The following is a 22,558-nucleotide window of genomic DNA, read 5'->3' as shown; positions in this document are numbered from 1 at the left end:
AACGGAAAGGGCTATACCGAATTGGTCTCCAGGAATTCCCTGAAGGAATCGTGGTTTGCCAGGTTGCCGGCGGGAAGCTCTTCACGGACATGCTTCAGCCTCACCTTTCCAGCGGTGAAGGAATGGAAGAACCTGACATTGAAGGCCATTGACCTTGAGAACTGCTTGAATTTGCGCTTGGGCAGCATCTCCATGACGCTCCTGAAGGAAGCGTTGCTGATCAGGACCTCAGGGTCCGTTGCAAGGTGGATCAGCAGATAGCCGTTGCTGGAACGAATGTGGGTGATCTCCCGGAACCATACAAGCCGGCGGTTCCACTTGCCGTCCTTCCTGACGTTCAGGTATTCGTTGGCATGGTCATCGGGATCCTGAGTCGCGTTCCCCGGCATGCTCAGGCGGATCTCTATGTCGAGGCGCTTCATGGCCATAGCGAACCGCTGGTAGCTCACTGGCTTGAGCAGCACGTCGACAACATTGCGCATGTAACCCTCGTCCTCGAACTGCCTGTATCCCGTGTAGAGGATGAACTTGGTGTGCTTTCCGGTGAAGGCGGACATCCATTCGAACCCGTCGATCCGGTTCTGCAGGTCCACGTCCAGTATGACCAGGTCAACGGGATTCACCCTGACATAGGCAAGGGCCCGGTAGGGATCGGTGAACTCGGCCTCTACCCTTACCTGCTCTACCTTCTGGAAATGCTCCATCAGATGGTCGATGCTCGATTGCTGGTCGTCCAGGATAATCGCTCTGTAATTTCTCATGCTGATTTATTTTGGTTAAAATTCTATTGTGATATCTACCGAATGGACGCCCTTGTGGCAGGAGCAGACCATCTGGTACCTGTTCTGAAAGACGTGGTGGAGCCTTTTGCGAAGGTTCGCGAGCCCCAGGCCGTGCCCGTCCGGGGTAGGCTTCCCCTTGCTACAAGTGTTGCTGACCGAGATCGTGCAGAGGTCCCTCCCCACGGACACCCGGATCTGGGGCGGCAGGCACGGGCAATAGGGGTCACCATGCTTGAAAACGTTCTCCACCAGTGTCAGCAGGGTTGTCGGCGGTACCACGGCGCCGGAGAGCTCGCCGGAAAGCTCCCAGCGGAAGGTGGGTTCCCTTCCCGACATCGAGGAGTTTACCTGGATGAACCTTCGGCAGGCACCGAGTTCCTCCGAGAGCAGCACTGTCCTGGAGCCCTCGGGCAGGCTTGCCCGCATATAGTGGAGCATGAGCCCGTAGAGATCCATAACGCCCGAGCGCACCTGCTCGGGCACGCCCCCGCTCATCTGCCTGTCCAGGGACTGGAACAGGTTGGCCAGCAGGTGCGGCGAGACCTGCTGGGCCAGGGCGGCATACTCGAACCTCAGCCGGGATTCCCGTTCTCGCCCCTCCTTTTCCATGGATGCCAGCTTGGTGCGGTACTGATGGCCCAGAGCTGCGAATATGCTGAAATTCCCTATCAGCTTGAGGTAGTTCTGCAGGAACTTACCCATAGAGAATTGGGGACTGGAGGTAAAGTACTCCGAAAACAGCCCTAAGTGTGAGGCTACGCCGTGCGTGAGCGACAGCATTCCCAGGAAGGCGGCCAGGTATACAGCAAGGACGAGGCCCGCTGCAGCGGCGTACCTCCCGCGGGAAAAGTGCGTCCCGAGCGCATGCCCCACCCCATAATAGACCAACAGGAAGAAGGGGAGCGAAAAGATGACCGTGGGAAAGGTCAGGTTCTGGTTGCCCAGTCTGTTCACCACATAGAAATAGGTGGCATAGGCGAGCCAGAATCCCGCGTGCCTCACTGTCCGGCCGGCCATCGTCCGCTTTATTGAGCTCAGGTACGATTCAGTCATTTGGATTACACTTGGTCAGCTTAATTTAGCGAGAAATTTTGAATTTACCAACCAAAACTCGCCGGATCTCCCACCACGTACCTCCTGTAGGTATAGCGGTCGAGCCCCCAGTGCATCGTCGGGTCAAGCGGCACCAGCCGATCCTCGGCCTTCCACCCTGCGAGGGCGGAGGTTGGCACGCCCTGGCGGTGCAGGTACAGAAGGGACTCCCAGATGTGAGGGAACTTGCAGAGGCTCCGGCCGAAGCAGCGGAAGATCTCCACCAGTGAACTCTCTGCGAACCTTTTGCGGTCCGAATGCCACGGCAGGCTCCGGGTCAGGAGTTGCTTGCCCTGGAAACCCAGCTGGGGCTGCAGCGCGCTGTCCAGGAGAAGGTGTACCCCAAGACCCAGCAGGTGGGCAAAGTCCAGGTAGCCGGACATCGCCCCCAACCTTCCCTTGAGGAGCTCCACGGAAATGAGCTTTTCCTTTTCCTTAGCGCCCACTTTCGCTCCCCTGGCCCCGTCGGCATAGACGAAGGCGTGCATTCCCCGGCGGGTGGCACTTCGCAGCTTGAAGAAGAGCGAGGGGTCCTCTGCCTCCACGAGCAAGAGGCCCGGGGGCCCATCCGGGTCACCGGGATCGACCAGCAGGGAAGAATAGTACCGTGAATATTTGGCCATTACCTCCCTTGAGAGCACCACGCAGACCGAACGCCCAAGGGCGAGGATCCTGAGCGGAACGCTCCGGTAGGAGCCGAAATGGAAGGAGACGAACATGGCCGGCCTCCCTGTGGCCAGACGGGCCAGGTCCCTGTCCGCAAAGGGCAGGGTGATCCCTGCCCGTAGGTCCAGTCCTGCCTGCATTTTGGCATATGTCCGGCATGCGGTGTATTCTTGGAAGTGCCTGACGGAAAAGGGGATGCCCAGGATGTGCTGGAGGTTAGCAGAAAAGTGGGCGAATTCCTCCCAGCACTCCCCTGGCAGCCTGCCGTAGTGTTCTGTGATTTGTCTGTCCATTTGTTTTGAGAATAAAGGGGGACGGTTAGTGGAAACATCGGAGCAATTGCCCCATCCACTCCAAAAGGATGTGCGCCCACGCTCAGTTCTGAGACGGAAATACTATATTGCATTTCGGGTCGTCAGGGTCCTCCTGTCCAAGCCCAAGCATCTCTAGCGGGGAGATGGGCTTGTCCGAGAGCTGGATGTAGCGTTGATGTCTCTGCTTGCTTTCCATTTTTACGGTCCTCTTAGGTTAATACTCTTCCGGTCTCGCACCGGAACGGCGGTTCCAGGCCAAGGAGTCTTTTCGATCGATCAGGACAAAGGTGCCCCAAAGATCCCGGCAGCGCAAGGGGCACGGGCAGGAAAACCAAGTTTTGGCCCACAGGGAGAAGAAATTCGTCATTATTGACCAAAAAGACTGTTTGGAGGGTTAAAAACTGCACTTCGGGCAGGTATGCTATGTCGAAAACGCTGATAATCAAACCCAGACATGCCTCTTCCCGAACTCTCAGTACCGGCTGAAAACTACTTGGACCAGGGGTTTCCGCCGGTGGAAAGACGATATTGCCAAAATCACCGGTAATTGGGATCCAGCTCCCATTTCATATCCCCTGGAACCCCTAATTGGGGAGTTGGCGGTATTTTGTTTTGTTGCACGGGATTATCCATCGAGCTTTACATGACCGTTTCTGAAAATTCAATGCGGCACTGGAAACCCGTTCCGGGAGCCGTTGAGTCCAAGAGCCGGGGATGCGGCCCGATGGCGGGCAACTTCTTTTCAGGAGCTGGAAAGATTGCCCACTGATTTGCCATTGACCCTTATGGGAAAAGCTGAAGTGGCCAATTTTTCGACCACAACAATGACCAAGAACACAGTTATGTTAAAGGAATTCCACAACCGTAAATTCGCTCTCTTTCCCCATCCGGGGGGTAACTTTTTTTTGGGCGGTGAGGTCCGGAAGAGTACCGGCACCCGCAAGATGAACCACCGATTCACACCAACAGGAAAAGCATACCATGAAAAAACGATTCCAAAGAACGGGAGTGGCGGCAGGGACGGCCGGAACCTCCGACCGAAGGCTGTCCCAGTCCAGGGAAATCTTGGTCAACCAGACGGTCTGTCTGATCTATGTCTTCCTTTTTGCTTACACGGGTTACAGCAAACTGATGGACATCGCACCTTTCATAAAGGGCATAAGCAGGGTCCCCATTCTGGGCAGCCATGCCGCGGTGATCGGATGGGGGATCCCCGCCCTAGAACTACTCCTGGCCCTGGGCATGGTCCTTCCCAGCAGAAAGCTGCGGCATAATTCACTAAAGGCCTCCGTAGCCCTGATGGGAGCATTTACGGCCTACTTGCTTCTGATGATCGCTTTTGTCAGGAAAAAGCTGTGCCACTGCGGCGGTGTCATCGGATCGATGGGATGGGAGCAGCACCTGGCATTCAATATCATCATCCTTATGCTGGGAATGTGGGCCATCCGGAAAAACAACTGATTTTTGAACATAAAAACAAGAACATCATGAACATCATAAAAAAAACATACGGCCCCTCCCTGTTGGGACTGGCCGTGATCGGGACCGCATTTTCGATGAGTGCGTTCACCGAAAGCAACAGCTCGAGCGCCAGGTTGGCTGGAGAAATCTACGTCAATTCCTCCAGTGGGGAATACACACCTCTCTCCGGGGCCTATGACCCAAACAACTGCCAAGAAAACAGCACGAACACCTGTGCTTGGCAGAGAACTGAAAAACCTGGTTCCGTTCCCAGCACATTCAGTGCTTCTCAGACCGATGACCTGAAAGCGCAGGGGCTGATCGTGGAGATGGATGCCAAGAAGGGCGTCTATATCCCCTAAACACTCAGAGAATCCCGGCCTTGCCGGAATTCTCTCCATTTTACTGAAAGTGGAACCCACCTACATTTTCGGTTCTATGGCACGCTCGACCATCTCGATGAATCCCGGTACCTGGCTGCTTGTCCGGACATCCGGTGGATTCATGGCTACCACTCGGTTGTTGCCATCCACTATCACTTGGGTTGGATATGAATTTATCCCCAGGTGCCTCACGATGGCCCGGTCTTTTCCCGGACCTACCCAGAGGTTTATGTCGCCTTCTGAAGAATATGTTCCGGATGTCACCGAACTCTTCCATCTCTGTTCATCCAGGTCCACCGATATGTTGACGAACCTGACATTGGGATTCCCCCTGAACTGGTCCTTTACAGGACGCATTGCCTTGTGCAATACCGCGCAGCCTATGCAACCCGTGTACCAGAAGTCATATACGACCACCTTGCCCTCAAGGTCCGAATTCCTCACCAGCTGACCGTCCTGGTCCACCATTTCGAATTCGAAGAAAGGATTCCCCGGGGAAGTCCTTGACCTCTGCTTCAGCACGTATTCCCTCCTTTGGGGCTCCCCAATCTTTGAGGATAGGACAGAAAAGGTCCTAGGGTCCATGTACTTTCGGGCCCCTCGGTCCAAGAATGCCGAAAAAGCAACCTCATCAAAGGTCCTGCCCTGATACCTTCGGGCTATTATATCCAGTACGGGCGGAAATTCAACCGACATTCTCCCCTGGACCATGCTATATGCTACAAGCAGGTCCGTCACTGCCTTCATGTTGAGGTAGGAGGCAAATTCGGGAGAGTTGCCTTCATACGATCTTGCATAATCCTGTTCCCGGCCGATCTGGCTGTCCATATAATAGCGCGCTGCAACGGGGCGGGCAGCATCAGGGCCCAGCTCCACCAAATAACGAAATCCACCCAACTCCCTGTTCCTCAGCCTGCCTATCTGTTCATATCGAAGGACCCGGGCAAACTCAGGGTCCAGCATTGGCAGATAGCGTTCGAAGTTCTCCATCAGGGCGGCTTCCCAACCCCGGTATGCCGAACGAATTTCATCAAGAAAAGGACGGGTCCTTTGGGCCAACCCGACAGTGTCATTTTGGTTGTAGCGCACCCTGATCCGGACCATTTCCTCTAAACGCTCCTCATCCAGAGAGATGGCCTGCATCTGCAGGAGGCACGCTGGGGTGGATGCAGGTCCGGGCGATATCCGCGAACCCGAGACGCGCAGATCAAGTGTATCCCCCTTTCCCATCAGAAAAGGGCCATAGGACAGCGGACGGAAAAGCTTCTCGGCCTGAAGTGTGCCGCTGGGAGGGATGATGAGCAGATAGGAAGGACCGGGGGTCTCTGGCAGGTTGATTTGGAAACTCCCCGATTCCAGCCTGGCATAGTGAGCGGGTGCCTCCGAATATATACGCCCCATCCCCAGGGCATCACCCGAATACCTGAACTCTATGGAATCAACCTTCAGGGAAGGGTCAACGCTCCCCATGAAAACTTTCTGCCCTAAACTGCAGGTTGTCCATAGGGAAACCACCAGGGCCAGGCAGAATTGGTGCAATTTGATTTTTTTTGATTTTTTCATCTCATTTATTTTTTTAGTGTTATCTATCTTTCGTTCTGGGCGATTCCGCTCCTGTTTATTTCATCCTGGGGGATATTGAAAACGTACCTCCCGGAGGTGGGCTCAAGGGTATGTACCTTTCGGCCAAATGTCCGTCTGAGCACGATGCCTGCGCCACGGCCGTTCAGCCTCTTGATGTCGTCCCAGCGGATCCCCCTCCAGACCAGTTCCTTCCTCCTCTCCAGCAGGACCAACTCAAGGGCAGAGGCTGCATCAAGGAATGTTGTGCTGGCGTACGTGCCAAGGGCATACCTGTGCTTCCGCAGCCTGTTGTAGAGGACCTCCGCGCCATGCAGGTCCCCCCTGCGCACCAGGCACTCTGCCTTTATGAGCAGGACCTCATCGACGGCCAGTCCATTGAACGGGTTGAGTCCACTCCCGTTGTAGCCCCTCTTCACGATGTGCCTGCCGGGTAGGACCTCCCTGAAAAAGACGCTGCGCCTCAGGTCGCCCGTATCGTAGAGCGCCATCAGCGAAGTGTCCACGAACACCGTCCCGCCCTGGTTGAGCTGGGATGCGTTGTTGTAGCTGTTGGTGGCACCGTACAGGATCAGCTCGTCGTTGGTCAGGGAAAATGGTGTATTGGTTTCCGTGGAAACCGAATTGTAATCGATCAGCCTGTCGTAGCGATTCAGGACGCTGTCGGCATACCTCTCTGCCGGATGGAACTCTCCCCGGTACAGATATATCCTTGAGAGCTGCGCAAAGACGGCCAACCTGGTGGGCCTGTTCCTCTCTGGGAGCGGTCCATAGCTCTTCAGGTGAGCGAGTGCCTCCTGTAGGTCTGCAAAGACCGAAGCGTAGCACTCCTGGACGCTGGCCCTTGGCATCAGGGCATCGACCGAAGGGTCCCTGCGCAGGGGTATGCCCAAATCCGATGACTGGGTGAGTGAATCGAAGGGTACAGAGAAGTTCTTGAGCAGGTCATAATTTGCCCTTGCCCTGTGGAAATGGGCCTGTCCGTAGACCTCAGCGTACCGGCTGCCCTGGATGAGGCCACCGGTCTGCTTCTGTACCCCATCGATTATGCTGTTGGCGTAGAAAACGGTCCTGTAGGGAGCGTTCCAGTCTTCCCTTGCGACCTCCCCTCCAAAAACGTCCCGCTCCCAGACATATGCATTGCGCTCGGTGGCCGACCTGCTGGAGAGCCAGTCCGATTCTGAGGCTATGAAATATTCGTCCGCGCTCAGGTGGGGCAGTGCGCTGGTAAAGCCCACGGCCGTGAAGTTGTCCAGCAGCCGCTGGAAATCATCCGGTGAGGCCGGAACGATGATGTTACTGTTGGGCCTCTCTTCCAGGAATTCAGCCGAGCATCCCAGCAGCGAGAGTAGTGCTGTAAAATAAAACATTGATCTTTTCATCATTTCCAGTAGTTTAATTTAATACCAAGAGTCATTTCAAAAGGTGATGGGATTCCGTCCCCTATATCCGGATCCAGCCCTTCCCCATTGGCCCTCCAGATGATGCCCAGATTATTGGCGTGCAGGAAAAGCTGCAGTTCTGCCTTTCTATGTGAAGCAAAGGGCAAGACGGCATAGGAAACCCTGAGATCCTGTAACCTGACGGCGCTTCCACTATAGGCCAGGACAGAGGAATGCTGGTAGAACTCCTCCCTGTTCAAATCCCTGGGATAGACGAACCTGGGAACCTGGGTGGTTGCCTCATCCCCCGGCCGCTGCCACCTTCGATGGTAATCCGAGAACGTGTAGCGTCCGGCGATCAGTTCCGAGGAATTCATGGAATTGGTCCTTCGAAGGTAGTTCCCCAGCTTGTAGAGCAGCTGGAAGGATATCTCAAAACCATTGAAGGACAGCGTGTTCCGCAAACTGCCGTAATGTGTCGGTGACATCGAGCCCATCACGATTAGGGCATCCCTTTCGAAGCCGTTCAGTATCCCGCTGTACTCGTCAGACTCTTTGCCCCCGAGATATCCCATCGGGTCGCCCTTATGGTCAAGGCCGGCAGACCGGTAGAGGACAAGAGAGTTGATGGGGTTGCCGGCAATGGGGAAGATGCCCGAAGCGGTCACCACGTCGGAATTCGTACTTGTGGCGGCATAGTAATCAACGACGCGGTCCCTGGTGTGGTTATAGATCAGGTCTGTCCTGAACCTGGCCGCCCCGGACCTCACCCAGTCGACCCACACCTGGGCATCGATGCCCCGGGTCTTGGTCCGGGCAACGTTGCCATAGAACTCGGTAACCCCGGTCTGAGGGGCTATGGGGCTGTTTCCCATCAGGTCCTTGCCCCGCTTGATGTAGTATTCCAGGGAACCCCCAAATCGGTTGCCCAAGGCCTGGAAATCGAGGCCAATGTTCAAATTGGAGACACGCTCCCATCTCAGGGCACTGTTTGGCGGATTGGTGATCCGGTCCGCGGGGCTCCCCCAGAGGTTCCTGTTCTGGTAGAGCACAGAGGTCAGGAATGCCGTTGTACTCTTGTCGACGTTCCCGTTGTAGCCATAGGTAACCCTCAACTTCAGCCTATCAAGGGGTGGCCACCCCAAAAGGTCCTGGAACGAGTAGGAAGTTCCCAGGGACCATAGCGGTACCCCCTTCTGGTTGGCCGAGACACCGAAGATGTTGGAGGCATCCTTCCGTGCACTTGCGGTCACCGTCAGGTTGTCCTTAAAAGTATAGGACATCAGGCCGAACCAAGACCTGTTGTTGTCCACCTGCCTTCTAAGGGAACCATACCGCTCGATCCTCCTGTAGTCACCGTTATGGTATATGGGAAAGAAGCTGAATATGTCCACCTCGGCAAAATTTTCCAGGTCTCTGTCATATCCATAGATATAACCGGGGCTCTCAGAACGGACCCTGTCCTGCCTCCACTCGGCACCCAAAAGACCGCTAAGCCTATGGTCTTCCCAGAGCGTCTCGTTCCAGTCTAGCTGCGCGCGCCCGTACCTGGAATCCGAGCGAACCGTCCCTCGGTCCATTATCGCGCCCAATGGGACCGGCCTGGTCACTGTACCTGTGGATGGATCGATGCTGGAAAACTGGTTGACCATGTTCCTCACAAAGAAGGAACTTGGGTCATAGAGTGTGCTCCAGTCCTGCCAACCCGTGCTGGAGAGGAAGTTGACCTTCAGCGCCAGTGAACGGTAAATGGCTCCCCTTGCACCAAAATCGTACCTCAGGCTGCGGTCGCTGCGGGAGTAGCTGTTCCATTCGCCCCGAAGCTCCTCCACGGGTCGGTATTTCCAGTCCAAGAGCATCCCATTGCCCACGGTATCGGTATAGGATTTCCTGAGCGTTCCGGCAGCTGAAACCTCCAAGGGAGCCCTATCGTCCCCCAACAGCCTTTCATAGGGAAACCTGGGACTAAATCCCAGCGCATTTCCATTGCTGTTGCTGTTGCCGGAATACCACAGGTTCATTTCCGCGCCAAACCTGTCCGATGCATCCTTCCATTGGCTGGATGCCCTCAGGTTCAATCGCTGCTGGTCCACAGATACCGTTTCTTTGAGGGAACGGTCATATCCCACGCTCATGGTACTTCGCACCGATCTGGACGATGAGGATAGGCCCAGATAATATTGCTGCTCGAATTTTGGCCTATAGAAGATTTCGGACAGGTCCTTCCTGTTGTCTACCCCAGCATACTGCTGCAAAAGGCCTTCTGCACGGCCGGATGATATCTCACCCTTTCCCAGGCGATCCAGCACGTCCACAACAGGCGAAACGTCCTCGTAGCTGCTGTTGAGGGCCCGGGTGTATTCACCCTTGGAGAAGAGGAAACTCTCCAGCTCGATCAGCTCCGCGGACCCCATGCGTTTCTGATAGAAAAGATCGGGCCGGTCTGAAACGGTGAGATTTGATGAAAACTCAGCGCTGAAGGTCTCTTTTGCTTTCTTGGTGGTGATCACGATCACGCCATTGGCAGACCTTACGCCCCATATGGAGGCAGCGGTGGCATCCTTCAGCACCGTCACACTTTCTATATCACTTGGATTCAGGCTGTTGATATCCCCCTCATAGGGAAAATTATCGACGACCACCAATGGCCTCGTTGATGAGAAAAGCGTACTCCTGCCCCGAATGCTCATTCCATCGGCATTGCCCGTATTCCTGTCCAAGAGCAATCCGTTGGTGACCCCGTTCAGCCTGGAAAGAATGTTCATGGACGGGCTGCGCTGCAGGGTCCTGCTGTCCACCAGGGCAAAGCTACCGGTAGCCCTTTCGCGGGGTATCTGCTGGTATCCGGTACTCACGACCTCCACCTGCTCGATCATGTTGGCCACGGGCACCAACATGATCTCCATCGGTAAGGTCGATGGGTCCAATAAAACTGCCGTATCCCTGTTCCCAACATGGCTCAGAGATATCTTTCGTTCGGACGAGTCCGATGGTAGCTGGAACCGTCCCATGCTGTCGGTCTTGGCCTCTACTTCCAGTCCCCGGATGCTGACCCCTTGAACGGGTTTACCAGTAACGGCATCCAGGACTGTCCCGGTGGCCAATTTCCCTTTTGTTCCCATTGATAGGTTTTCTTGGGCAACCAGCTGATGGCCCAGAAGAAAGAAACCTATCGTAAGAAGGATAGGAAAGAGAAAATTCTCTTTCAGGCAATGATTTTCATTGATGAAAGGTTTCACTGCTGATGAACTCCTTATAAAAAACTTAGGTATTGCATTTTTAAAAGTTTTATTTTGCATAGTGTTAATTTGGTTTCTAAAGGTTATCTATGCTGCATGCAATAGAAAAATAAAAACGATCAATTATCCAATTTTCCCTTATTTGGGGCCAGCCATATACAAGGCATCCGTCATGGTCATATCGACCTTATCTTAATGTGCATCCCCCCTGCTTGCGACTGAGTAGCGTTCCCACGTTTAAGGGTTATTATTCCTCACTTAAGAAATCGATTTTGTCCCAGGTCGAGCCACTATAACCTTCCCCTTTTTCAGGCAGAGGAAAGCGGGGACCAGCTTGCCCTCTCCAGTTTATTGTGGAGAGGGAGAATAGAACATGCTCCTATTTTTACCATCTTCGGACTGATAGAAAATTGGAATGCTCATGTTTAGAACCGCTGGGTCCCTTTCTCCTTCATATGTATTGGAGAGCAAACTTTTCTCTAGATATGGAATGTAGCTATCCAGCACCAATCATTGAATAGCCGAAGATGACGAGACCCATATCTGCTTCCCCCAGCCAGAGCTGACCTGTAAGTTCGAATTCCAGGACGCCCCGGCACCTGGCGAGACCCCGGACAATACGAGCGCCACTCCCCTACTTGAGAACGGCACCTATGAACCGAGATTACCACGGATAGATCCGTCTCTCTGCGCTAAGGTGCCCGAACGATCCGGGCGCGTCCTTTCCTTTACCTATCGTTCTGCACGAAACCATGCCTCTCGATTTCGTCGGCGGGTATCGGAAAAACGTACCTAGGGTCCCCGGGCTCAAGCACGAGCCTTTCCCCGTCCAGCACCCTTGTGAGCGTCCTTTTGTACCGGTCATCACGGTTCAGCCTCTTCAGATCACCCAGGCGCAGGCCCCGTGCGAGCAACTGTTTCCTTCTCTCCTGCAGCACCTTCGAAACAGCATCCCCGTCCCCCGCCCAGGTCAGCTCGCGGTAATCCCCTTTGGCGAACCTGGTCCTTCGCAGGCTGTTGAGCACCTCTATGGCCCGTTCTCCGCTTCCCGTGCGCGCCAGGCACTCGGCCTTGATCAAAAGGAGCTCGTCGAGCGCCAGCCCGCTGAAAAAGGCATTGGTATGGATGCTGGAGTAACTGCCACGGAAAACCACTCGGCTGCTGTTGTCAAGTTTCCGGAAGTAAATCACCCTGCGGAGATCCCCCTTTTCATATTCCCCATACAGCGAGGTATCGACCGTTCCAGTTAAGCCCAGAGTCGGGAATCGGTAATTGGTGGCGACCGAATAATAGGCGATCTCCGGATTTCCCTTGGGCAGGGCGGCCGGAAAAAGGTTCCGGGTGGGACTGGTCGTGTCGATCTGGGAATAGTCCAGCAGCGAGAGTTGGGGAATCGCCCGTTCGGCACATCCCAGGGCCCGAGGGTAATCGCTCATGCTCAGGTAGACCCTGGCCAAAAGGGCCCTGGCAGACACCTTCGATGGCCTGCTCAGGTTCTCCACCTCCTCGGGCAGGAGCTGCTCGGCAAGCACAAGGTCCGAAACGATCCTTTCATAGGTGGCCTTCAGATCCGGCCTGGAAAGGGGCTCGTGGATATTGCCGGTCAGCTTGAGCGGAATCCCCGGATCGCCGTCATTCACCGAGGGGAGGTAGTTTTCCGAGAACACCTGCGCAAGGTTGAAAAAGGCATAGCTCCGATGGAAAAGCGCGGTACCCTCAAGGTGGTCCTTCCTGAGCTCCGATAAACCATCGGTCTCCCGGATCTCCTTGAGGACCTCCAGGGCCGTGTTGGCGTAGAACACCTGCAGATAGGGTAAGGACCAGTCCAGGTTGGAGATCGTGCCCTCATAGAAATCCTGTGCCCAGGTGTAGCTGTTGCGCTCATTGACCGCAAGGGTCGAAAGGACACCCCGGTCGGTGAAGAACTCATCGGATGCAATGGTCGGAAGGCCCGCTGTTGTTCCGAACACCTGGACGTTGTTGTCCAGGAGCAACTGGACATCGTCCAGGGTCCGGGGGACCATCTGAGATTTGTCCTTCCTTGTTTCCAGGAACTCCTCGGCGCATGAACAGCACATTAGGGCCTGGAGCAGAACCAGCATACTGGCAACTGATATGTATATTTTTCTTTTCATGTTCAGAGATTAAAGGTCTAACTTCAGGCCGATCGAAAAACTCCTGAGGGGCCTGGAGAGCGGGTAATCCGGATCCAGATCACTGCCGGTCTTCTTCCAGACCATACCCACGTTGTCCACGTACAGGAAAAAAGCTGCCCTGCGGAACAGGGATTGGGCGGCCAAGGCATATTGCAGGCGGATGTCCTGGAGGCGCACATGGTCGCCTGGTTCCATCAGCACGCGGGCATACTGATAGAAGGTCACCTCGTTGAAATTGATGGCCTGGGGCATGGATGGCACCTGTGTGGTGCTTTCGTCCCCGGGGCGCTGCCACCTGGCGGCGAAATCGCCGTGGCCTCCCATCCCGCTCAGCACAGTGTTGTAATTCACCGAGGACCGGCGGAACCAATACCCCAGCCGGTAGGCAATCCCGATAGAGAGCGAAAGGTTCCCATATCCGAATTCCTGCCGAAGGGACCCGGAGAGCGAAGGCCTGGAGGATCCCAGGTAGATCAGGTCCTCCATGGATGTGGTCTGGACTATTGCCGCATAGTCCCTGGTCTTCTCCCCTTCAAGCAGCCCCAGAGGCCTACCGTCCTGGGGGTCGAGCCCTGCCCAGGGCAGTGCATACATTGCCGTCAGCGGCCGGCCCACCACCGGATAGTTCCCAGCATAGCCTCCAGATAGCAGGTTCAGCACCGTAGGCTCGACCTTGTAGGAGGTCACCCTGTCCCGAATGTGGGAGAGCAGCAGCACGGACCGTAGGCCCACCGGCCCGATCTCATAGCTACCGTCCAGAAGGAGGTCGATGCCGGAGGTCTGGGTACTGCCGGTATTGCCATAGAACCTTATTATTCCCGAGGAGGCTGGGAAGGGTGCGTTCCCAATAAGATCCGTTCCGACCTTCCTGTAGAGGTCCAGGTTGACCACCACCCTGTTTTCCAGCAGCCCCAGGTCCAGACCGACATTGGCGACATGTACCCGCTCCCACCTAAGCTCGGGGTTGGCCGGGTTGACGATATAGGCGTAGCGCAGGCCCGAGGAACTGCTTATGCTGGGATTCAGCCTTGAGGTGGTATAGGCCGAAAGGCTGTTGTCGAGGTTTCCAGTCAGGCCGTAGCTCGCCCTGATCTTCAGAATCTGGAAACTTTCTGCCAGCGGGAGCATAAATCTTTCCTTATGCAGGTTCCAGCCCGCAGATACGGAGAACAGGGGTACGCCCTTCTGGTTGCTCTCAACACCGAAGATATTGCTCCGGTCCAAGCGCAGGCTCCCGCCCAGGATATACCGGCCCGAATACAGGTAATTCAGGGATGAATAATAGGAAAGGAACCTGTCGGTGAGGTCACGGGAGGAATTCTGGTAGGGAATTCTCTGGCTGGAATTCGGGTTGCTGTACAAGCGGTAGGCAGACATGTAGTCGACCGGTAGGCTCGATTCGTGCTGGGCATCGTAACCGTAGAGCCTGTACTGGGTCCACAGCGAATGGGAGTTGGATATCTCTGCCCCGGCGATCGCCTTGAGCGAACCGCTATCCCATTGCCTGTCGTACTGGAGCTGCAGGCGTCCGTTGTGCCCATTGCCGTCCTCACCCGTTCGGTCCATGATGCCGCCCAGCGGGATGGCTCGCTCTACCTTCCCGCCGGCGATACTGCTGTAGTTGTTTACCAGGTTGCGGGCCATGTAGCTCTGTGGTCCATAGTGCGTACTTCCTCCCATGGACCGGCCTACGTACCGGTAGTTCAGGCCCATGCTGAGGTGGCGGTCGATCTTGAAATTGGCCTGGAACCCCAGGCGCAGCTGCCGGTCCTTCTGCAGGCTCTCGATATTACCCGGCTCCAACAGGGGCCTGTAGCCCCAGTCCAGCATCCCATCCCCTTCTGCCCTGTCCGTGAACTCCCTGCGGTAATCTCTGCCGATCACGCTCGGGGAACCATCGGGGTCCAGCAGGCTGGCATAGGGGTAGATGGGCGCATTCCCGAACTTCAGGTCCGTTGTCACCCGATTGGGGCTGCTGGTTGCGGTTGAAGAATAGCTCAGGAAGGGCTCCAGCTGCAAGCGGCCCTTCCACAGGCTGAAACTCTGGTTCAGCGAAAGGGTCAGCCGCTGCAGGCCGTTCTCTACCAGTTCACCGGCCTGCCTATCGTAGCCCAATGAAACCATGGTTGAGGAAACAGCCGTGCCGGTCCTTAATGACCCGTGGTACCGCTGGCTCCAGGAAGGCCTGTACACCAACCTACTAAGGTCCGCATAGATATCCCCTTTCTCCAGGTTAGCGATACCTTCCTGCAGCTCATGGGAGGAAACCTTGCCGTCGCGGTGCGCGATCAGCAGTTCAACTGCCGGGGAGATCGGGGCATGGTTGATGGAAGACTCCGCACTCCTGTAGAACCCCTTCTCGAAGAGCATCCTCTCCACCCCGATGTAGTCTCTGCTGCTCATCTTGGGAATATAGTTCAGGTCAGGACGCCCAGACCAACCGTAATTTATGCCGAAATCGACGACTGGGCGCCCCTCCCTGGATCCCTTCTTGGTGGTTATGACTATCACTCCGTTCCCTGCCCTTGCTCCCCATATGGCTGCAGCAGCGGCATCCTTTAGCACCGTGATGGATTCCACGTCCTCGGGACTGATCTGCTGGATATCGCCCTCGTAGGGAAAGTTGTCCAGTACGATCAGCGGTTCTGCGTTGGCGAACATCGTACTCTGTCCTCGGATCGAGATACTCCTTCCCTGCTGCTTCAGGGTGGTGTTCTTGTTGAAGACCAGCCCGGGCACCATATCGCGCATCCTGTCCAGAAGGTTCATCCCTGGATTTCGCTCCAGTTCCCCCTGGGAGATGAAGGAAACGGATCCGGCAAGGTCCTTCTGATTCAATGCCTGGTAGCCCGAATGCACGACCACATCCTCGATCCTGTTGACATGCGGCCGCAGGAAGATGTCGCGTGGGCCCGAGATGCTGATGGGGACAACGAGCATTTCGCTTGAATATCCCATCCTTGAAAAGGTGACCGTATCTCCAACAGAGGCCGAGATGGCGTAGCGACCATCTCCATCGGTTGCGGCCTCTGAGCCCTGCCACCTGATCGATACCAGCGAGAGCGGCGAGGATGAACCGGTCTCCCGGACCGTCCCTGCGATATCTATTTTTGGCCTCTGGGCAATTGCCGGCTGTACAAAATAGACAAGAATTGCCAGCAAGGCCCATCGGAAGAGTTTATCTTTCGCTTTCATGCCTGGATTCTTTTATAACCAACATTTCGATTTTCTTCGATTCCTTGAAAAACTGCAGTCCATATTTCGCCAGTATGCTGTTTAACTGGCCCATATCGGACAGGCTGCCATGGATCTCAAGATCAAGGGGGTGGACATATCCGGATTCATCGATGATCGGATAGGGACTGTGCTGCATGAACAGAATGCTCAAGCGGTCCACTAGCTGCCTGAGTGGCGCATGTTTCATCGAGAGTCCATATACGTCCTGCTTGACCTCCATCTTACCAGAAGATGACCTGTATTTCAGGAGCTCCCGGGGATCTGTGACCTTCAGGACATAGCACTCTACATCACGTTGTTCCACGCCAGCCTTATATTGGGGGAACAGCCTGTCGAGGTCCTCCTGCATGAGCCTGTAGAAACTGCCCGCGAGTTTCCCGGGAACCATCAGCTCATAGCAGAATGCGTTTCCCGATCGCATCCATTCCAGGGCTGCATCTCCCGTCTTTCCGCCGGAGACCAACCTTGAGCTGTCTGCAACCTCCAGTATTTTGCGGTTCAGGGGATAGAACGTGGTCCTACCTTCGCCATATGCGAACTGATAGAAATTCGGAAGGCTCATGTTCAGTATCGCCAGTCGCCTCCCTCCGTCCTGCGTATTGGCGATGTAGCCCTTTCCGCTGCCCAGGGAGGGGTTGTACCCTCCCAGGACGGATCTGTAGGAAATGAATTCCTGCCCACCTCCGTTGCCGTCGATGTACAGCAGCCTGTCCTTGTCGTACTTGTGTTCCGCCGAAACCTCGGGTCTCTTAAAGGCGATCTGGCCCCATTTGCCTTCCAGCATCATCTCGATCTTTTCCTCGGTGATCTCATTGCCAAAAACGGCACCTTTGTATACCCCGTCGTAGATGATGGCGGCATGGGGCATGGCCATGTACTTGAAAATCTGATGAAAATCGTGCTTCCCGTAAGCAGTCCATACCTTTTGTGGCAGCTTCTCTTGCTGCTCTACCCGTTCCAGAAAAGGCGAAACAAGGTCTTTGGGCTGGTCGGTGAGCATGATCACTTCCAGGTCCTTTTCAAATTTTTTCTTCAACGCTACGTTTTTGGGGATCATGGCCACGCACGGGGAGCACCATGTTGCCCAAAAGTCCAGGATGATCAGTTTCTTGCCCCTGAAATCGTTGAGGCTCACCCTGTCTTTCCCCTGGGGATGCCTTACCACGTTCAGCGGCACTTCCCACATGGATTCCGGGAGCCTCTGGCCCGCCTGAATCGGAATAATCTCGTTGGGCCCATCGCCCCCACTCTCGTGGGGATCTTGGGCTACTACTAACTGATTATTAAACAAACTGAAACATAAGGTCAGCAAAATCGCTTTCGCAATCTCTTTCCAAGAAGTGGAGGAACAAGCAAACGGATCGCAGGGCCGGATCTTGGTCGTAATCGTCTTACTAAATCTTTTTTGGTTTAAATTCAACATTGGTTATTTGGTTACGTGAAGCTCCAGGCCTTTGTGCGAGCACTGGAAAAATTCTCCACAGGTTTGTATCTTGTGGCAAAAGGCATTCATTTTTTTGGAATGAAAAACTTTAAAATGAATTGCTTTTTGTCACATTGAACAATAACCAGTCTTCTTCCAGATCGAATTGACCTGAAAACTGTTTCCGACACACTTGACAGAATGAAAAAATTAGCCTAGATTTAGATTGTCGAGAAATAAATCATGATGCTGAAATTAACTTTCTGCAAAGTTGCCCTTGGCACTTGTTTTAAGAAGGAGACTGGGGGAACAGGAATACTTGAGGGATTGGCCTGAAATTTTGATTCAAAGGGTCCTTTTGCATCCTGCTATATTGACCGAAGGTTATTCTGGCGAACAGAATATGTTCTTGTAAAGAATCGTTTCGGAAAACCATGAACTTTGCTCCTGGAGCAGGGTTTTTGGTATTTTGGTTTGCACATTCATAATCATAACAGTTTATGTGGTTAATTGAACAAACCAAAAAGCAGAAGGCAGGGTTTCCGTTTTCAACTGAAGATCCAGGGAGTAGCACCCTCAACGCAGTATTCAACAGGCCCTGCCTAAAGCTTGTGCTAAAATACACAAATTCTTTAGACGTGGGTTAAACCTGTTGCCTCGCGTTGAATTTTAAAGTTGCTACTCTTTGGATTCAGAGGCTTGTTCAACTCACAATCTATTTATAATAGATTCAGTTATCAATTTAATTCTTCAATCCTTGATTGATTTCATCAAATATACAAACTAAGTAATAACTAAGCAAACATTTTTATATTTTTTTATGCCAAAATCATATTTTGAACTTGAAATCATTAAAAGAACTGTGGAAATAAGAGGAAAGAAATATACACAAAGAGATATAGCAGGCTATTTAAAAGTGTCTGCTGGATATATAGGACAGGTAGAATCTAAAAATTCCTCAAGTATGTATACATATAATCAATTAAACGAATTAGCTAAATTTCTTGAATGTAGCCCTCAAGATTTTTTTCCATTACTTCCTATATAATTATCTGAATTTATCTTGGACAACTTATGTTTTATCATAAAATTTGGATGTAGCCTTTATTCAAAAAAAGTTACCAATAATTTTCAAATGGTTAAATTCTAGCATAACAATTTTATATTTTGCAATTAGTAAATAGCGACTAATCTAATAAAATGGTAAACACAACTGCATTTCGCACCAATTAGAATTATTAAATTAGTTTATTAAAAAGATAAACTTACCTATTTTATATTCTTAGTTATTGATTTGTTTATCCAATTGCTCAAATACCGAATTCTGTGAGATATATTCCGGCACGATTTCCTTGATCAACTCTACCAATACCATTGGGTTATGGTTGGCGCCTTGGTTGGCTACCTGAGCACATAGGTGTTCAATACGTTGTTTGTTGACATCCAGTTCTTCGGTCCTTACCCTGGCGATCATAATTTTCTGATGATGCGTTTTGGTCGTGTTTTCATTGTCCGCAAGCAGCTCCTCATAGATCTTTTCACCCGGACGCAGGCCAGTCACTTCAATACCGATGTCTTCAGGATAATTATAGCCTTTCAGGCGGATCATACGTATCGCAAGATCCATAATCTTCACAGGCTGTCCCATGTCGAACACATAAATCTCACCGCCCTGACCCATCACCGCAGCCTCTTGTACCAATTGGCAGGCCTCCGGAATGGTCATAAAATAGCGTGTAATATTTTCATGTGTTACTGTCAGCGGACCGCCACGTTTCAGCTGCTTCTCAAATAATGGAATAACCGAACCGTTTGAACCCAGAACGTTACCAAACCTTGTCACAATATAATTAGTCTTGCTCTGTCCGTTCAGTGCAGAGACATAGATCTCAGCAGCTCTCTTCGTAGCCCCCATAACATTTGTAGGGTTCACCGCCTTATCCGTAGACACCATCACGAATTTCTCAACCCCATATTTATCAGCCATGTCGGCAAGGTTCTTCGAACCCCAAACATTCGTCAAAATAGACTCATATGGATTCTGTTCCATCAAAGGAACATGCTTATAGGCAGCTGCATGGAATACGATCTGTGGTCTATAATGCTCAAAGACAGATTCCATAAACTGACGGTCGCGCACATTGCCGACCATAAATAAAGTATCTTTATGGCAATTGGCCATTAACTCCTGTTGTATATCATAGAGTGCAGATTCAGCCTGATCTATAACGATCAGCTTATCAAAATCCGTAAAGCTGATCTGACGGACCAGCTCCGAGCCAATGGATCCCGCTCCGCCCGTAACCAAGATAACCCGGTCACGCATCATTTCATGCACAACAGGATTCTCCAGCTTAATGGCTTCCCTGCCCAATAGATCATCGATCTTCAAGGTACGCAATTGTCGGGTAGCTACCTTGCCACTCATCAACCTCGCCGATGTAGGCATGATTTTCAGCTTTACAGGCAATGGTTCTATTTGAGAAGAAATACGTGAAACCCGATCCTTGTTGTTGTCATCCAATGCAATAATGATACTGTCTACCTTCAGTTTCTCAACGAATTCTTTTGTCAGGCGATCCATGCTGATAATCTTATAGCCATTGATCATTTTCCCGATTCTGTTGGGATTATCATCCGCAAATGCCACAACCTTTACTTTTCTACGTGTATCGTTACGGAGTAGGTTCAAGGTGGTGGTTCCCATATTGCCTGCACCAAAGATCAGCACATTCTCCACCTCACGACCACTAAAGAAAAAGCTTTCATAGATGGTTCGGTAAAATATCCTTGCCGCCACGAGACAAACCGTTGTAAAGAATGCATGGGTAAACAAAACGGCATATGAAGGACGTAGATATTCACTGATTTCAGCCGTACGCTCATAATTGAACCGTATAACCGTAGAAACCAACATCAGGACTGCCCAAGCCGCAAATACAGCCTTGAACATCCCCCAAGCATCCCGAAAACCAGTCTGCCTTACAATGCCGCGATATGTCTTGAAATATAAAAAGGACAAGTAATAAACCCCAGCAATCAATATGGACTTCTTGACCATCAATTCGACTGCAAATCTTCCCTTGAAACTATTAATCACAAAATTCGATAAGTAATAGCAAAAAATCACTATCATCATATCTATCAGCAAGATAACCCACCTAGGGCTGTCTTTCTTGAAATACTTTCTCAGTCCAACTATGTCCATTAACTACTAATATTTTCCTTTAAAATTAAAGCCAAACCTATTTTGGGAGTAGGTCTGTGTGTCGTGTATCAGAGTAAACAGCTACAAAGTTAGTGCCACAAGATGTCGTAAAATTACTATCAATTGTCTTTTAGCAAGTTATGGTTAAATTCGTTAGTGTACTCTGCTTAGATTGATTAAATCTTTAACAAAGATAGAAATATAAACTACGCGAAACAATGTAATCAATAATTTAACAAGAACTTAATTTCATCCACATGAGATAATAAAAATGGGAGGTCTACACCTCCCATCTTCTTACTCTACGACTTCTTCTTTGATATCTGACAGGAATTCACTGTCGGAACATCTCCGTGATTACTCATTGTACACAAAGGCCCAAGCAATTAAATTCTTCCGGTCTGAGCTTGATGTCAAACTCAGTTCCATCATCAGGTCCTTGCGCTGAACTGCCCCATACAGCCAGACCAACTCCCTTTCCTTGTCCATCAGCAGCACGATGACCTGATCGGTATCGTCAGAATTGAACAGGTTCCGGTCATTGCTCCAGCTCACCTTGATCTTTCCCACCGCTGTACTTGCCCAATTGAGGTCATGCAGCCGCAATAAAGGTCCCTTACTGATCTCCACCTTACTGTGATCGATCCTGAAATTGGGATACTCTCCCACGATCACATCATTCAGGACATGCCCAAAAGATTCTGAGTACACCGTTGTCCTGGTAAACCTGACCCCAATATGCCCAACCTCAAATGCCTGCTTCACCATCTTCATAAAATCCAGACCTACCCTGAACTTATGCCTTTGCAGCATCTGCTTCTCCGAGGGCTCCCGCTTGACACGTCGAGGCCGCGTGCGGATATAGTCTATATCCCGCCATGATGCACCAACAACATTTCCTACTGTTCCCTGGAAGCCACCCAAGACTCCCTTGCCAATTCTAGCCATAATATTATCAATTTAAATTTTCCGCAGAACTCAACCATTGAGTCCTATCTGACAACCAAACTCCAAATTCCAACAGCCAAAAACAACATTTGACACGGAATGAGACTAATTGAAACCAATTGATTCTCAATGACACCAATTGACACAGAATGCATCAAGCCGAACCCGGACTATAGCTCAAGATGGTTGGTGGAGACATCAACCATGGCGTTTAAGCCGGTCGCAGCGTTGGTTGCCCTTCGGCTCGGTCCCAGAGCGGAGCCGAAGGGCCCGAGCCGAAGCCGGTCGTTGAGCGTAGCCGAAGCGCAGGCTTAAAAAAACGGATAGAAACAGTGGGAGACCATAGCCATGTTTTCAGCGGAAGGTGGAGACACCTATCATGGCAACAAACCCCATCGGGCAATGTCATTAAGTTAAGGATTTTATCATGCCGGTTTGTAGTTTGTGTAGGTCCTGTGCTTGCACTTTTTATTCGAGGTCTTAAGCTGCCTTGGGAACGATCTTCCCTTTCGAATGGGCAATGTGTCCTTGAGGAAATAGGCCGTGAGCTCCCTGAGGATTTCCCTTTCCCTGTTTTTGAAAAAGATGGCTATCAGGTTTTCCTTTAATTTTCCGAAGGATTTGTTCCCGTTGACCTTTTGGGGGTACTTTTTCGTGGATGTATCGCGGTCGAGCTGGACCTGGGC

At 52.1% G+C, this 22,558-nt stretch carries 15 protein-coding genes; 3 read left to right on the top strand and 12 right to left on the bottom strand.

The annotated features are described in order from the left end of the window. Nucleotides 1-11: 11 nt before the first annotated feature. From CRT24_RS10435 to CRT24_RS20650, 3 genes are read right to left on the bottom strand one after another with little or no spacing between them, the layout of a single operon-like run. A complete protein-coding gene (locus tag CRT24_RS10435; RefSeq protein ID WP_099371182.1) occupies nt 12-761 on the bottom strand; it encodes a LytTR family DNA-binding domain-containing protein in 750 nt (249 codons plus the stop codon). Between the two features lie 15 nt (nt 762-776). After that, nucleotides 777-1,835, bottom strand: coding sequence for a histidine kinase (locus CRT24_RS10430; RefSeq protein WP_099371181.1), 1,059 nt, complete (start codon nt 1,833-1,835; stop codon nt 777-779). A 44-nt stretch (nt 1,836-1,879) separates the two neighbouring features. Next, the gene (locus CRT24_RS20650; protein WP_144034557.1) at nt 1,880-2,833 is read right to left on the bottom strand and encodes a hypothetical protein; all 954 of its coding nucleotides are present in this window, start codon (nt 2,831-2,833) and stop codon (nt 1,880-1,882) included. Nucleotides 2,834-3,835: 1,002 nt separating this feature from the next. Between CRT24_RS20650 and CRT24_RS20645 the strand changes: the two genes are divergently transcribed. Then, a complete protein-coding gene (locus CRT24_RS20645; protein WP_144034556.1) occupies nt 3,836-4,315 on the top strand; it encodes a MauE/DoxX family redox-associated membrane protein in 480 nt (159 codons plus the stop codon). Between the two features lie 26 nt (nt 4,316-4,341). Next, the gene (locus CRT24_RS10405; RefSeq protein WP_144034555.1) at nt 4,342-4,677 is read left to right on the top strand and encodes a hypothetical protein; all 336 of its coding nucleotides are present in this window, start codon (nt 4,342-4,344) and stop codon (nt 4,675-4,677) included. 60 nt (nt 4,678-4,737) lie between these two features. Here CRT24_RS10405 and CRT24_RS10400 read toward each other — a convergent pair whose 3' ends face one another. The 6 genes from CRT24_RS10400 to CRT24_RS10375 all read right to left on the bottom strand — a co-directional run bounded on the left by CRT24_RS10400 (nt 4,738) and on the right by CRT24_RS10375 (nt 17,584). Further along, nucleotides 4,738-6,261, bottom strand: a complete 1,524-nt coding sequence (locus CRT24_RS10400; protein WP_099371175.1) for a TlpA disulfide reductase family protein — start codon at nt 6,259-6,261, stop codon at nt 4,738-4,740. A gap of 23 nt (nt 6,262-6,284) precedes the next feature. Continuing rightward, nucleotides 6,285-7,664: a RagB/SusD family nutrient uptake outer membrane protein gene (locus CRT24_RS10395; RefSeq protein ID WP_099371174.1), complete on the bottom strand. Its 1,380-nt coding sequence runs from the start codon at nt 7,662-7,664 to the stop codon at nt 6,285-6,287. After that, complete coding sequence (locus CRT24_RS10390) at nt 7,661-10,960, bottom strand: SusC/RagA family TonB-linked outer membrane protein (protein WP_099371173.1); 3,300 nt, start codon at nt 10,958-10,960, stop codon at nt 7,661-7,663. Before CRT24_RS10390 ends, CRT24_RS10395 begins: the two co-directional genes overlap by 4 nt. A 668-nt stretch (nt 10,961-11,628) precedes the next feature. After that, nucleotides 11,629-13,035, bottom strand: coding sequence for a RagB/SusD family nutrient uptake outer membrane protein (locus CRT24_RS10385; protein ID WP_099371172.1), 1,407 nt, complete (start codon nt 13,033-13,035; stop codon nt 11,629-11,631). Between the two features lie 9 nt (nt 13,036-13,044). Then, entirely contained in the window at nt 13,045-16,251 is a 3,207-nt protein-coding gene (locus CRT24_RS10380) for a SusC/RagA family TonB-linked outer membrane protein (RefSeq protein WP_099371171.1), read from the bottom strand. Beyond that, nucleotides 16,235-17,584, bottom strand: coding sequence for a TlpA disulfide reductase family protein (locus CRT24_RS10375; RefSeq protein ID WP_218962610.1), 1,350 nt, complete (start codon nt 17,582-17,584; stop codon nt 16,235-16,237). The genes CRT24_RS10380 and CRT24_RS10375 overlap by 17 nt, the downstream gene beginning before the upstream one ends. A 952-nt stretch (nt 17,585-18,536) precedes the next feature. Between CRT24_RS10375 and CRT24_RS10365 the strand changes: the two genes are divergently transcribed. Continuing rightward, nucleotides 18,537-18,764, top strand: a complete 228-nt coding sequence (locus CRT24_RS10365; RefSeq protein WP_099371169.1) for a helix-turn-helix domain-containing protein — start codon at nt 18,537-18,539, stop codon at nt 18,762-18,764. A gap of 234 nt (nt 18,765-18,998) precedes the next feature. Here CRT24_RS10365 and CRT24_RS10360 read toward each other — a convergent pair whose 3' ends face one another. The 3 genes from CRT24_RS10360 to CRT24_RS21045 all read right to left on the bottom strand — a co-directional run. Beyond that, nucleotides 18,999-20,924, bottom strand: a complete 1,926-nt coding sequence (locus CRT24_RS10360; RefSeq protein WP_099371168.1) for a nucleoside-diphosphate sugar epimerase/dehydratase — start codon at nt 20,922-20,924, stop codon at nt 18,999-19,001. 357 nt (nt 20,925-21,281) lie between these two features. Next, nucleotides 21,282-21,872, bottom strand: a complete 591-nt coding sequence (locus tag CRT24_RS10355) for a DUF6266 family protein (RefSeq protein ID WP_099371167.1) — start codon at nt 21,870-21,872, stop codon at nt 21,282-21,284. Between the two features lie 425 nt (nt 21,873-22,297). After that, a partial coding sequence (locus tag CRT24_RS21045; protein ID WP_218962609.1) for a hypothetical protein occupies nt 22,298-22,558 on the bottom strand: 261 nt, incomplete at its 5' end.

Origin of the sequence: Sphingobacterium sp. 1.A.5, from assembly GCF_002734235.1 — a bacterium.
In the GTDB taxonomy this organism is placed as follows: domain Bacteria; phylum Bacteroidota; class Bacteroidia; order Sphingobacteriales; family Sphingobacteriaceae; genus Sphingobacterium; species Sphingobacterium daejeonense.
The sequence above is the reverse complement of the archived record's forward strand: the minus strand, read 5'-3'. Positions and strand labels throughout refer to the sequence as shown.